The sequence below is a fragment of the Psychrobacter sp. KFRI-CH2-11 genome, from assembly GCF_038239325.1.
Taxonomy (GTDB): Bacteria; Pseudomonadota; Gammaproteobacteria; order Pseudomonadales; family Moraxellaceae; genus Psychrobacter; species Psychrobacter celer.
The window spans coordinates 261632-275672 of sequence record NZ_CP151283.1; the positions used below are offsets into that span (position 1 = coordinate 261632).

General features: G+C 49.5%; 10 protein-coding genes. 6 read left to right on the forward strand and 4 right to left on the reverse strand.

Features of this window, described 5'->3' with window-relative positions:
* The first annotated feature begins 106 nt into the window (after window positions 1–106).
* Window positions 107–580 (forward strand): YcgN family cysteine cluster protein, encoded by a 474-nt coding sequence (locus AADH33_RS01125; protein ID WP_241900769.1) that lies wholly within the window; start codon window positions 107–109, stop codon window positions 578–580.
* A 47-nt stretch (window positions 581–627) separates the two neighbouring features.
* Here AADH33_RS01125 and AADH33_RS01130 read toward each other — a convergent pair whose 3' ends face one another.
* Window positions 628–1806 carry an Lnb N-terminal periplasmic domain-containing protein gene (locus tag AADH33_RS01130; protein WP_348549283.1) on the reverse strand — a complete coding sequence of 393 codons (1179 nt, stop codon included), beginning with the start codon at window positions 1804–1806 and terminating at the stop codon, window positions 628–630.
* A 355-nt stretch (window positions 1807–2161) separates the two neighbouring features.
* On the opposite strand from AADH33_RS01130, the gene AADH33_RS01135 reads away from it, so the two are divergent.
* From AADH33_RS01135 to AADH33_RS01155, 5 genes are all read left to right on the forward strand, one after another.
* Window positions 2162–3061 (forward strand): HlyC/CorC family transporter, encoded by a 900-nt coding sequence (locus AADH33_RS01135; RefSeq protein ID WP_348549284.1) that lies wholly within the window; start codon window positions 2162–2164, stop codon window positions 3059–3061.
* Between the two features lie 350 nt (window positions 3062–3411).
* Entirely contained in the window at window positions 3412–4986 is a 1575-nt protein-coding gene (lnt, locus tag AADH33_RS01140) for an apolipoprotein N-acyltransferase (protein WP_348549285.1), read from the forward strand.
* Window positions 4987–5167: 181 nt separating this feature from the next.
* Window positions 5168–5599: a hypothetical protein gene (locus AADH33_RS01145; protein ID WP_348549286.1), complete on the forward strand. Its 432-nt coding sequence runs from the start codon at window positions 5168–5170 to the stop codon at window positions 5597–5599.
* Between the two features lie 443 nt (window positions 5600–6042).
* Entirely contained in the window at window positions 6043–7605 is a 1563-nt protein-coding gene (locus tag AADH33_RS01150) for a peptide MFS transporter (protein WP_075101958.1), read from the forward strand.
* 419 nt (window positions 7606–8024) lie between these two features.
* Window positions 8025–9842, forward strand: coding sequence for an aminopeptidase P family protein (locus AADH33_RS01155; protein WP_348549287.1), 1818 nt, complete (start codon window positions 8025–8027; stop codon window positions 9840–9842).
* 220 nt (window positions 9843–10062) lie between these two features.
* Here AADH33_RS01155 and AADH33_RS01160 read toward each other — a convergent pair whose 3' ends face one another.
* The 3 genes from AADH33_RS01160 to AADH33_RS01170 form a co-directional block, all read right to left on the reverse strand.
* Window positions 10063–10920, reverse strand: a complete 858-nt coding sequence (locus tag AADH33_RS01160) for a hypothetical protein (protein WP_348549288.1) — start codon at window positions 10918–10920, stop codon at window positions 10063–10065.
* A 124-nt stretch (window positions 10921–11044) separates the two neighbouring features.
* The gene (gene fabF / locus AADH33_RS01165; protein ID WP_348549930.1) at window positions 11045–12316 is read right to left on the reverse strand and encodes a beta-ketoacyl-ACP synthase II; all 1272 of its coding nucleotides are present in this window, start codon (window positions 12314–12316) and stop codon (window positions 11045–11047) included.
* A 203-nt stretch (window positions 12317–12519) separates the two neighbouring features.
* Entirely contained in the window at window positions 12520–13905 is a 1386-nt protein-coding gene (locus AADH33_RS01170; RefSeq protein ID WP_348549289.1) for an anhydro-N-acetylmuramic acid kinase, read from the reverse strand.
* Window positions 13906–14041 lie beyond the last annotated feature (136 nt).

Here is a 14041-nt window from a genome sequence, read left to right on the forward strand (position 1 = left end):
TGCCGACAGCCAACAATCACAAACTGAACAGTCACCGACGCCGCAACCAGTGCCAAAGCCTGTTGTGCCTGCCAATACAAGCCTGTTTGCCGATAATGATGGTGAGCTGGCGGCCACCTTGCGGCCGCAGTTTTGGTCGCGATTTGCCTTATCAGAGCTGACGCATCCTGAGTGGGAGGCTTTGTGTGATGGCTGCGGTAGCTGCTGTCTTATCAAATATATCGATGATGATGACGCCGAAGCGTTGGTTGAGTATACCGATGTGACCTGTCAGCTGATGGACTGTGCGACGGGTCATTGTCAGCACTATGCCACGCGTCAAGAGTATGTGCCTGACTGTATTCAGCTCACGATGGAAAACCTACCCAACATGATGTGGCTACCATCACACTGTGCCTATAAACGCTTGTATAAAGGGCAGAAGCTCCCAAGTTGGCATTTGTTATTGACTGGCGATGCGGCGCGCACCGAGCAGCAGATGCGCGCAGCCAATGTCGGGGTGGCAGGGCGCTGTGTCTCTGAGGTTGGTATGACAGATGAAGAGATGGAGGAGCGGGTGGTGACATGGGTACAGCCCTAGTGATACCCATTTAGTCTTTTATCGTTAGTTTATGGCGAGTAGTGAGTTTATGGCGCGGCCTGCGCCGCAGATTGTGCTTTGGCTTCAGCCGCCGCTTTTGAGTCAGCCAATGGCGGGATAGGAATATCCTGACGGATCTGTTTGGAGAACTCGCGGCTATTGACTACGCTACTGCCTGCTAAATTATCAAAACCACGCACTTTTGGATTGATATGAGTGCGCTCGTACCAAGTATCCATCGACCAATTCTGCGCGCCGCTGTTGGGCTTGGCGTCGAGCATACCGACATCGTATAAATAGTTTGGCAGCCACCCCGATACCCAAATTCGATAATCCCATGGCAAACGCTCGCCACTGACGATACGAGCCATATAAAAGATAATATTGGTACAGTTACTAATCAACGTATTGTACCAAGTGGGTTCGGCGTTTAGCTCATCGGCGGCAGTGAGATAAGACTCAAACAACGACTTGACCTCGTGTTTTTGGAGGTGGCTGATAGGAAACAGATACACCTGTTCGCCGCGAGCATTGCTGCGCGTATAGATGATATCGCGCTCTTCTGCGGCGATGAGGCTAAGCTCATAACGCCGAAAAAACCCAGCCAGCGCCGAAAAAGACTCGCCTGCTTCTTTACGAATCTCAAATGAGAAGGCAAGCGGTCTGTCATCCTCAAAGCGAAAACTGACCAAGGTATGAGCAATCAGTGGCCCCATCCAGTATGAGTTGGTGACATCGACGCCCGAGAGTTTGGACATATCAATGGTGCGGGTGTCCCAGTGTTCGGTGGCGTCTGTATTGGTATGCCAGTCAAAATTGCGTACATTTTTGAGGGTGATTATATTAGGGTTGCTCGCGTCTCGCTCATAGGAGACTTGCTGGCTGACCTCTGCCATCCAGTCGCGCTGCTGTTTGGCTTCGATAGAAAAAAACCAGCCAACCCCGAGGCACCAAGTCGCAGCGTACATACCCATAAGCCAAGTGCTGACCGGTTTTTTTGTGATGGTTTGGTGCTTGAATGAGTGCTGGTAACGGCTACGTAGTAAGGCTGCCAGCAGGCAAACGATGACGATGGCCGCAAGCCAAGTGAGGAGCGAGCGCACGCCAAACTGATACCAAATCGTTAATAGCAACCACAGCGCCGATAATAACAGCGCGGTGATGATAAATAGCTGGACAAGATAGTAGCGCCATGTCTTTTTTTTAGGGTTTGTGGCGTCCGTCATTGTTTGGCCGTGACCGCTTGTACCATGAGAGCGCGGCAGGCTAGTTGGACATAATCGGCGTAAACGAGAAAAAAACGAGCGTAAGGACATGGCGTTTATTATTGATAAATAAAGGCTTTGACCATAGCAAAGTTTATAACACACTGACAATACAATTTGCGTGAATTTATCGTTGAATGTCGGTGAGCCATGCGATAAAGTGAAGCTAATTTAGGCTGGTCTATTTATAGGTATTATTTGGCCGTGGTTGTGATGGCCTAATCATAAAACGGCTGTTTTATTTGTTATTTCTATCCCCATCTAGGTTTTTTGCTGTTCTCATTGTTATTAACTAAAGAGGTTAAACCACATCATCATGTCTGACGACACTCCCAGCCCGAGTAGTTGGTCGATGCGCGGCTTAAAACGCTGGCTATCGACCGCCCCCGAAACCCGTGATGAATTGATTCGTTTGGTACAGGACTCTCGTCAGTTTTTAGAGCCTGATACTGTCGATATGTTAGAAGGCGTGCTCGATCTGCCTGCCACTCAAGTCCGCGAGATTATGACGCCACGCCCGCAAGTGATCGGCCTGCACGAAAGCGCAAGTCTGGCTGAGGTGATGGATATCATCCTCGACACCACCCACTCGCGTTACCCAGTATTTGATAGCCAAGACGATGATGCGGTCATCGGTATCTTGCTTGCCAAAGACTTGATTCCTATCTTAGTGCACATGGTGCGCGACCAAGAAGACAAAATCGACAGCAAGCGTCTCAGAGATCTGGTGCGGCAGCCGCTATATATCAGCGAAACGGCGCGCTCAGATACGCTGCTGCGCTCCCTGCAGCGCACCCAAGTGCACATGGCAATCGTCGTCGATGAGTTTGGCAACTTTGCAGGGGTGGTCACTATGGAGGATTTACTCGAGGAGATCGTCGGCGATATCGTCGATGAGCATGATGACTTTGATGAAGACAGTGATATCAATAATATTATCGCTGATCCTGATAAGCCAAATACTTGGCGCGTACAGGCCTCGACGGTCATCGAAGACTGTAATGATGAGCTTGGCACTCATTTTGATGATACCGATGTCGATACCATGGGCGGTCTTGTCATGCAGGCGCTCGGCTATGTGGGCGACTTAGAAGGCGAGAGCGTGATGATAGATGACTGGAAAATCACCATTACCGATGTCGAAGGGCGTTTTATTCATAGTTTAGAGCTGACCAATATGAACGCCGATCAGCAGGTATTGATTGGCAGTCATTGATCGATGATGAGCCGCTTCATCGGTATATGGCCAGTTTATAATAAAATGGTTATAAAGTGAGACGTGCTCCTCGGAGGCTTTTGGCAGCACCGTTGCACCGCCTCATACCAGTTTATAGATAAAAAAACACGATTGCGGTCGTGTTTTTTTTGTGTTTTACCGCGGGCTTTTGCTACGCAATTTTACCCATTAATTGCTGTAGGCTGGTATCATGGGCGGGTTTATTTACTGAGTTTTTACTGAACGCTGATCGAGCTTGGTCTTTGTCTGAGCTTGGTTTTTTATCTTTTTATCTAAGCGTCGCTAAGTGAATGCTTACTATTTTAAAAATATGTTTCTGGATAACTGCTATGCGCCTGTCTACTCATGATTTACAAAAACGTCTCAATGCCGATAAGCCAAAGGGCTTACCCATGGCACTGACAGTATTGATTGCGTGGTTGGTAGGGGCTGTGTTTATCTTTGCACTTGCGCCTTATAACATCTGGCCGCTAGCACTGCTATCGCCTGCGATATTGTACGCCTTATTGATGCCAAAGATGAGCGGCAAACGGGCGTTTTTGATCGGTCAAGCTTATGGTACAGGCTTGTGGTGCGTGGGGGCGTTTTGGCTCTACACCTCCATTCATGTGTACGGCGATACGCCAGCGTGGCTTGCCTTGATTATGATTGCGCTGATGGGTCTGGGCATGGGCTTGTTCCATGGCTTTTTGGGGCTGGTGTTTAATAAGATGGTCGGCAAGCAGCCCCTGTCTTTTGCCGCGCTTTGGGTGCTGCAAGAGTGGATGAAGACGTGGTTATTTACTGGTTTTCCTTGGTTGTTTGTCGGTTACGCCTTCACAGAGCAGTATTGGCTATCGTCACTTGCGCCAGTGGCAGGTGTGTTTGCAGTGTCTTTTGTGGCGGTATTATTGGCAGCCAGCTTAGTCGAGCTACTGCGTCGCCGCGCAGGCTATATGGTGGCTTCGATTGCCCTGCTAGCGCTCAGCACACTATTGTGGCTACTAAACCCGCAGTGGACCAAACCCAAAGGCACCCCTGATGTGTCGGTGTCATTAATTCAGGGTAATATTCCGCAAGATTTAAAATGGCTGACTGAGTATCAAATAGAGACGCTCAAGATTTATGCCACGTTGACCCGCAGTGAGTGGGGGCGTGATATTATTTTGTGGCCTGAGTCGTCGATTCCGATGTTTCAGACCGATGCGATCGGCTTTATCAATGAGATGGTCAAAATGGCCAAAGCCACCAATACCACGTGGGTGACCGGTATTCCTTATAAGGATGAAGCGGCATTTGATGAAGCTCAGGATAAGTATCCGCCATTTTATAACAGCGTGATTGCGCTAGGCGCAGAGGCAGAGGGACTGTACAAAAAACAGCGCTTGGTGCCATTTGGTGAGTATATTCCATTTGAAGGGCTGCTCGATATTTTGCCAAACCTTGCAGGTAGTCAAGAGATTATGAGCTATAGTCGCGGCAGTGAGGCGCAGTCGCCGCTACAGGTGCGTGGGCACAATTTGGGTGCTGCCATCTGCTATGAAGTGGCCTATCCTGATACCACGCGCAAAAACGCCATCGGTACAGACTTTTTATTGACCATCTCAAACGATGCGTGGTTTGGCACCTCGGCAGGCCCGCTACAACATCTACAGATGGTACAAATGCGCGCGCTCGAAAATGGCCGCTGGTTTATGCGTGCGACCAACACCGGTGTCACCGCCATCATCGATCACAAAGGCCGTATCGTTGAGCGCGCCCCGCAGTTTGAGCGCACCGTATTGCGCGGTGATGTACAAGCGCGGACAGGCAACACGCCGTTTATGCGTGTTGGTCATTATCCTGTCTTGTTTGTGGTGGCGCTGCTGCTGTTATTGAGTTATCTGGGCAAACGGGCAACGACAAGAGCGCGCTTGGGTAAGTAGTTTTGCTGTTGATCCGTCGTTAATGCGCTATTTAAAGCAAACAATAACGCTAAGGCGCTCAAGTCATGGAAAAAAACTGCCCATAATAAATCCTTTAAATACTTAAGGGTTTTAACAAATCGTTATAAATTGCGATATAATGGGTCAATATTTCAAATATTTTGTGCAAGGTGGATAAGATATGTCAGAAGGTATCGTCAATAACAACCCAAAAAAAGAGCTGTTATATGCTCTAGTCGGCACAGCCTTGTTTTTAGGTATTGTCTTACTTATCGGTATTTCTGGATTTTTGCGTCCAGCGGGCGAGCATATCACTGCTGAGACGACCGAAGCTGCAGTCGCCGCTGATGAAGCAGCGACCGCGCCAGTAGCGGCGGCCAGTGCAGAGGCTCAGGACGATGCAGCCCCAGCGGAAACAGCAGAAGCGGCCGCCCCTACGCCAGCGGCAGATGCGACTGTGACGCCAGCGGATACAGATAGCACCGTGGTAGCAGCAGAAGCAGGCACTGCCACTGCCGCTGGTACGGTCAGCCAAGCGGCGGTTGCCGATGCTGATTTAACCGCAGAGCAAGCGGATGGCGACGTGGAAGCGGGTGAAACTGTCGCACAATAAGCTGTTTTTGCCTAGGGCGTGTCCTCGTTTTAAAAATGGCGATAAAAATGAGATAAATCGCCGTCAAACAAGGAAAATAGCGCAGATAATATCGAGATATTAGTCAGCTATTTGACACCGTTTGGCCAGATTTAGCCATTTTTAGCCCATTTAGATGGCTATCGATTGAATTGAGGACACGCCCTAGATACGGGCTGTTTTTTTCTCATTATGACAGGATCGTTATCTTGTCATAGTGACTGATATTTGTCTTTTGGCAATGCCACAAATACTCGCTCTCAGCTAATGAGGGCGATTTTTTTTGTGAGCCACTGTGTAATTATTGACCAATTAATTCTTTACTTGCCGATAGACAGGTGAAACAATATTGCTCCTATATGACCGCTTATCTGAATAAATAGGGGTTTGGTCATTGTTAAAGTGGTCTTTAAAGGAATAATCTTATGAGCAAAGAAGCAAGTTCAGGGGTGAGTGCCGCTGAATTAGAATCGCTAGAAAACGGTTTTATGGGGCATCCAAAGCCGCTGCGTCCGCTATTTTTTACGGAGATGTGGGAGCGGTTTTCTTATTATAGTATTCGCCCGCTATTGGTGTTGTTTATGGTGGCGACGGTAGGCAGTGGTGGTTTTGGGTTTGATGAAGTCACCGCTTCTGCTATCTATGGTATCTTTGCTGGCTCATTATATTTGGCAGCCGTCCCTGGCGGCTGGCTGGCAGACAACTGGCTCGGACAAGAGCGCGCGCTGTGGTGGGGCAGTATCATTATTGCCCTTGGTCACTTATGTATCGCGCTTTCGGCGATGTTTGGTATGACGCTGTTTTTTGTCGGTTTGATTTGTATTGTTTTGGGCTCAGGGTTATTTAAGACCTGTATCTCGGTGATGGTCGGGGCGCTGTATACCAAAGGTGATGTGCGCCGTGATAGTGGTTTTACCTTGTTTTATATGGGTATCAATATCGGCGCGTTATTGGCCGCACTGATCGTTGGGATATTTAAAGAAAAGGGCATGTGGCATGTCGGCTTTGGGGTCGGTGGTTTGGGGATGCTCATCTCGCTACTTATCTATCGTTTTTCTGCCCAAAAAACATTGACCCATTATGCCAAAGCCAAAGGCATCAGTGCTGAGTGGGAGCGCTCTAACGACCGCTATCATAATGTCGGACGCTGGGTCGCAGGATTTGTGGCATTATTGGTGGCTGTGATTGTGCTGGTCGCCACCGGTATCATGCCGTTTGAGGCAAGCATGGTCGCAGAGTATATGACCTATATCATCGCTGCCGTGGTGATTGGCTATTTTGCCGTGATGTTTGTCTCACCGCGCCTTGATAAAACCGATAAGCTGCGTTTATTGATTTGCTTTATTTTGATTATCGGCTCGACGCTGTTTTGGTCAAGTTTTGAGCAGCAGCCGACCTCATTTAACTTATTTGCTGATCGCTATACCGACCTTAATGTCTTAGGGTTTGAGATACCAAGCATTTGGTTTCAGTCGCTAAACCCGCTGTTTATTTTATTACTCGCTCCTATTGTCAGTATTCTTTGGGTCAAGCTGGGTAATAGAGGTATCGAGCCAAACAGTATGGTCAAGTTTGCGCTTGGTATGTTGATTACTGCGGCAGGTTTTGGCTTGATGATTATCGCCTCAAAAAACATTTTGACCAATGAGACTGGCCTAGCATCCCCTTTATGGCTGGTCGGTAGCTTGTTGCTGTTGACGCTTGGTGAGCTGGCACTGAGTCCAGTAGGATTGTCATCGATGACCAAACTTGCGCCAAAAGGTATGCAAGGTCAGATGATGGGGCTGTTCTTTGCTTCTGTCGCCATGGGTAACTTGGTTGCCGCGTTTTTCGGTGGTCATGTCTCAGCGGACAAGATCGAAGGATTGCCAACGCTATTTACGACCATGACCGTCTTTTTGGTAGTGACGGCGGTTATCTTGTTGCTATTGGCCAAGCCCATCAGCACCATGCTCAAAAACAGCGAACAGGCCGATCATGTCAGCTAAACGACACCCAAAAAGTTAGCGGATGCGTTTGAGCAAATGGTCAGAATAGCCAAGTACTAATTTTTTGCATCAATAAATAGGCTGATGATGAGACGTGTTACCATGGTTGGTAGCACGTCTTATCGTTTTTATCCGTGACAGGTCTTGCTCAAGCCATGACATATTTTTGTTCAAGCATTTTTTTATTCCAGTATTGAAAGCTTGTCGTCTGCCCAAACATCTTAATAGTATTTGGCTATTTATCACTTCTGCATGGTCAGTATTTGCATCAATGGCTATTGATCATTCAATACGATTTAATGCGCGCTTACTCATTTACCCGCGCCAATAAGACGACTATCCATAGTCGCCGCGTCGTCGTATTTTTTTAATACAACCTCGCTTGCCCACTGTCTTCAAAACCAATAAGGAAAATTTTAATGAATAAACAACACATTCATGATCGTATCGCAAGTTTACGGGAGCGCATGGCCGCCCAAGACCTAACGGCCATCATCGTACCGTCAGCGGATCCGCATTTATCAGAGTATCTACCAGAGTATTGGCAGGCGCGTTTGTGGTTGTCAGGGTTTACAGGCTCGGTCGGTACTCTAGTGGTCACCGCCGATTTTGCGGGTCTGTGGACGGACAGCCGCTATTGGGTACATGCCGCCGCCCAGCTGGAGGGTACAGGTATCAGCTTAGAAAAACTGGCACCAGGTCAGCCAAACCATATCGATTGGTTGGCGACGCATTTAGCAGAAGGCGATAGTGTGGCGGTCGATGGCAATGTGTTGTCTATCGCGGAGCAAGACAAGCTGTTAGATGCGTTTGATGCCAATGACATCACCCTCATCACCGAGCGCGATATGTTGGTAGAGGTTTGGAGCGAGCGCCCAGCATTGCCAGCTGCGAAGCTATACCAGCATGATGCACAGTTTGTGGCGCAGTCTGCGACCGACAAGCTTGCTGCAGTACGCTCAGGGATGCAGGAGGCTGGCGCGACTCATCATCTGCTCTCAAGCTTGGATGACATCGCTTGGCTGACCAATCTGCGCGGCAGCGATGTCGATTATAACCCCGTGTTTTTGGCGCATATGCTCATCAGTGCAGACAGTGCGACATTGTTTGTTGATAACAGCAAAGTCAGTAGCGATATCGCAAAAGCCTTAGAGGACAGCGGTATCGCGCTTGCTGATTATGACGCAGTACAAGACGCCTTGAGCGCACTGACTCCAGAGGATTTGCTGCTGCTAGACCCCAATAAAGTGGCGGTGGGTACGCTATCAAAGATGGCCGATGATGTGGGCTTTATTGAGCAAATCGCCCCCAGTACATTACTCAAATCTGTCAAGTCCGATGCCGATATCGAGCATGTCCGTGAAGCCATGCGCCAAGATGGGGCGGCCTTGTGTGAGTTTTTTGCCACGTTTGAGCAGCGTTTAGCAAACGGCGAGCGTCTGAGTGAGCTGGACGTCGATAGTATGCTGATTGAGGTGCGTAGTCAGCAGCCGCATTATGTTTCGCCGAGCTTTCCGACGATTGCAGGCTTTAATGAAAACGGTGCACTACCGCATTATCGGGCAACGCCAGAAAAGTTCAGCTACCTTGATGTCGCTGAGGGTGAGGGTGGATTGTTGCTGATCGACTCAGGGGCGCAGTACCAAAACGGCACCACCGATATCACTCGCGTCGTCGGTATCGGGCAAGTCAGCGATGAGCACAAACGCGACTTTACCACAGTACTCAAAGCCCATATTGCTTTAGCGCGTGCAAGCTTCCCTGATGGTATCGCCTCACCACTCATTGATGCGATCTGCCGTGCGCCATTGTGGCAAGCACAGATGGACTACGGTCATGGTACAGGGCATGGCGTCGGTTACTTCCTAAACGTCCATGAAGGCCCGCAAGTCATTGCTTATAGTGCCAGTACGCCAAAAGAGCGCGCCATGAAAGCAGGTATGATCTCCAGTAATGAGCCAGGCCTATACCGCGAAGGTAAATGGGGTATTCGTATCGAAAACTTGGTGGTCAACACCCCAGTTGCGAACCCTACCGAGAGTGAGTTTGGTGAATTTTTACACTTCGAAACCGTCACTTATTGCCCAATTGATACCCGTTTGCTTGATAAATCATTGCTTAATCAAGTAGAGGTTGAGTGGCTAAACGACTACCATCGTCAAGTTTATGCTGAGCTAAAAGATCGCGTTGCTGGTGCAGCGCTTGATTGGCTGACTGAGCGTACTCAATCGATTTAATCGAAAGCCTTAGGGCGTGTCTTTATTTCTGAAATGAGCACACGCTGGTAGACGCCCAATAAATAAGCCCCGTAAATGTTTACGGGGCTTATTTTTTGAATTATCAAACGATATCTATAGTTTTTGGCTGTCTTTATTGGGCATATAGCCAATCCCCAATCCCCAATCTTCAAACTACTATAAAACAACCCAGTAGCATGCTGGCGTAGCTTTACTCTTTTTATTTGGAATTAACGACAGGCTGATCTAAAGCCTCTTTCTCACCCAATTGCTGTGCCACCTCAGCATGGAGCCATGATTTGAGGTTTTCTGACATCAGCATCATCTGTTCACTGAGATAGTCATCGATCTGCATCTCAAGCTCACGGATGAGCGCTTGATGCGCGGCGCTAGATGGCTCCTCTTTTAGTGTCAGCTTGATGGCTGTACTGGCCTTATCTTTGATGGCTTTGACCGTTTTGACCGCTTTGTTGACATTGGCATCATGGTTTTTATCATGAGTGGTTTGCTGATCAGCCGTTTGCGCTTCCTCACCGCTACGTTCAGGGGCGTGGACGGTCTGCGGCTGGCCGCTGGTGGTAGCGTCTTTATTACTTTGTGTTTTTGCTATACCAGCTTGCGCTGTGTCAGTTTTGTTATCGGTGTCAGGCGCGTCTGATTTGGTGCTTTGGCTGGGCTCTTGACGGGCGGTTGGGTGGTTATTATTTTCTTTCTTTTTATCAGTTGCTGCCGGCTTATGTGGCGGTTGTTTTTGTGCGGTTTGTGCTTTTGAGGCTATTTCTTCTTGTCGCTGTGCGTCTTCTGCTGCTTTTATTTTTTCTTGTTTTGCTTTGGCATCCGCTTGCGCTTGCTTATCGGCGATGGCTTTTGCAATGGCCTGCTCGGCATCGTGGTTATCGTAGAGCTCATCGACATGCGTGTCCAGATCAGGCGTGCTAAATACAAAGCTTTCAAACGGCGTCTGGGTCTGTAGCAGGGTGATGATGTCTTTTAGCTCTTGGGTGATGGCGGCGCGTACAGGCTCAGGAGCACACGTCCAGCGCTGATAAAACTGATGAGAAAATGAGTAGCTTGACATGGTATCTTCCATAAATGTACAAAAATTACCCCTTATCATACGCAAGTACGATAAGGGGCTGCAAGTGCACAAACGTAGCAAATCTGACACCAAAGTTACAACGTGCCGTAAGAGGCGGTCGTATTTAGGCGGTGACAGGCCAGCGGGCAAATATCAAAGAGCCATTGGTACCGCCAAAACCAAAGCTGTTGGACACGGCATATTGTAAACTGTCCACTTTGCGGGATTGGTGCGCGACATAATCGAGGTTACAGTTGTCCTCGACATTGTCTAAGTTGATGGTGGGCGGTACATGCTGTTGCTGCAGCGCGCGAACGGTAAAGATGGCCTCAATACCTCCAGCTGCGCCCAGTAGGTGCCCTGTCATTGATTTGGTTGAGCTGACCAAAATGCTGTCTTTGACAGGCGCAAAGACGGTTTCGATAGCGATGGACTCCGCGACATCGCCGGCGGGGGTGCTGGTGCCATGAGCATTGACATAGCCCACTGCGTCAGGCTCGATGCCCGCGTCATTGAGTGCGTTTTTCATTGCGCGAGCGGCACCGCTACCGTCTTCTGGGGGCGCGGTGATATGGCTGGCATCGTCGCTCATGCCAAAACCGACCAGCTCGGCCAATATCGTAGCGCCGCGCGCTTTGGCGTGGGCGAGGCTTTCGAGTACCACCACCCCTGCGCCATCGCCGAGCACAAAACCATCACGGTCTTTATCAAATGGCCGTGAGGCTTTGGTTGGTTCGTCATTGCGTGTAGAGAGCGCATGCATCGCCCCAAACCCTGCCATCCCAAGTGGACTTGAGCCTTTTTCGCTACCTCCAGCGAGCATCACATCCGCATCGCCATAAGCGATCAAGCGTGCCGCGAGTCCCATCGCATGCGTGGCAGTGGTACACGCAGTCGAAGTGGCGAGGTTTGGGCCTTTTAGGGTATGTTTGATCGCAACCAATCCTGCGGCCATATTGACGATCGAGCCTGGGATAATAAAAGGCGATACTCTCCCAGCGCCTTTTTCGCGTAGGGTATCGCGGCTGTTTTCGATGGTCTGAATACCTCCGATACCTGAGCCTAAGATGATACCAAATCGCTCAGCGTCGACGCCTTGCACCGGCGCGTCCGCCGCGCTTACTTCATCGATGAATCCCGCATCTTTTAATGCCATGGCTGAGGCCGCCACACCATAATGCATAAACTCATCATAGCGGCGCGCGTCTTTGGCGTTCATGTATTGTTTGGCATCGAAGTCTTTGATTACCCCAGCGATTTGCGCACGGTAGTCAGTGGCATCAAAATGGCTGATAGGGGTAATACCACTCTCGCCATTGATGAGCTTGGCCCATGAGCTATCGACATCGAGGCCAAGTGGCGTGATAGCGCCCATACCCGTGACCACGACACGCATCTCATCTGGGCGCTGGTAATGTGGCGGCTTTTGGCGCGGTGTTTGCTGGGTAGTGCCAGCATTAGAAGGGGCGGCTTGCGCGTTCGGTGAACTGCTATGTTGGCTCATGCGATATATCCTGTACGTGCGATCCTAAAAAGAAGGTATTTTAACCGTCATTATAAAACACATAAGTGTACGTATGTAAACTAAAATTTGACCGACTAGGCAAAACATACCTGACCCAATACCACGCCCTTTTTGGCGCCTGTTACCGCAGGTAGATTGCCGGTTTCGCCCATCAAGGTTTGCCGCGCCAGCCAAGCAAAGGCAACGGCTTCGACCCAAGCTGGATGCAGTCCTAAGCTTGCGGTCGTGGTGACATGACAATGGGGCAGATGTGCTTGTAGCCGCGTCATCAGGTAATCATTTAGCGCGCCGCCGCCGCAGACATACACCGCGCTGTTTTTATGAAACTGTACAAACAGATGAATCTGCGCGCTGGCGCTAATGGCGGTCAGCTCGGTTAAGGTCGCTTGTACATCAGCGGACGAGTAACGAATATGCGCCGATGCTTGATCAAACCTTTGTAGCTCCTCTTGTAGCCACTCTAGGTTGAACTCCTCACGTCCTGTGCTCTTAGGATAAGATCTGGCAAAAAACGGATGCTCTAGCAGCTGATTTAGGAGTGGCTCTATTACTTGGCCAGACTGAGCCCAAGCGCCGCCTGCGTCATAGTCATTGTCGGTATGCAGCGCGGTCCACGCATCAAGTAATAAGTTGGCAGGGCCAGTGTCATAGCCAACGACATGGCTATGAGTATCAGGTGTATCACTATCAGTATAATCATTGCCCACATGATCGTTGTCAGTATAATTACTGGCGGGCAAGACGGTAATATTGGCAATACCGCCTAAGTTTAATAACACGCGCGTACTATCAGGATCAGCAAATAATGCCTGATGAAACGCTGGCACCAAGGGCGCGCCTTGCCCGCCAACTGCCATATCACGGCGACGAAAGTCGCTGATCACACTGATGCCTGTACGCTCAGCGATGATATTGGCATCGACCAATTGCAGGCTAAAACCCATTTGTGGGCGATGGCGTACCGTCTGGCCATGACAGCCAATCGCCAATACCGACTCGCTATCGGTATTTGACTGCTGCAATAAATTATTGACCACCTCGCTGGCAAACTCGCCATAGGCTTTGCTTGCCCAGCCAAACCAGTCCAGCTCGCTATTTGGCTGGTTGTTTGGCTCACCAGCGCTCGGCGTCAATGCTTGAATACCATTAGGCTGACACAGAGCGAGCAGCACTTCGCGCAGGCGCGGCGGGAAGTCTTGGCTATAAGTGGCTAAAAGCTGCATCGGCTGCTCTTCATGACTCATGTCGGCGGCAAACTGACAAAGCACCGCGTCCATCCCATCCAAGCTGGTGCCAGACATCATGCCGATATATAGGCCGTCATCAAAGCTTTCAAACACCGTTTGCTCTAGCGCATCAGTGAGCGATGCATAATGGGCACTTTCGTCAGCGGCTAAAAGGTCAGCTGCTAAAATCTGATTGCTTTTTGGATCATTCGTGGTCTGGACAGGGTTGGCCATGGCAATTTACCTTAAAAAACGCTAGTATATCCCTCAAATTCTAACATCTTTTACTGGCTACGAAACGCCAATCCCGTTTGCAAAAATAGAGTAGCAAGAAAAACGAGTGCAGGTACTAATATAGAGCAGGTGCTAT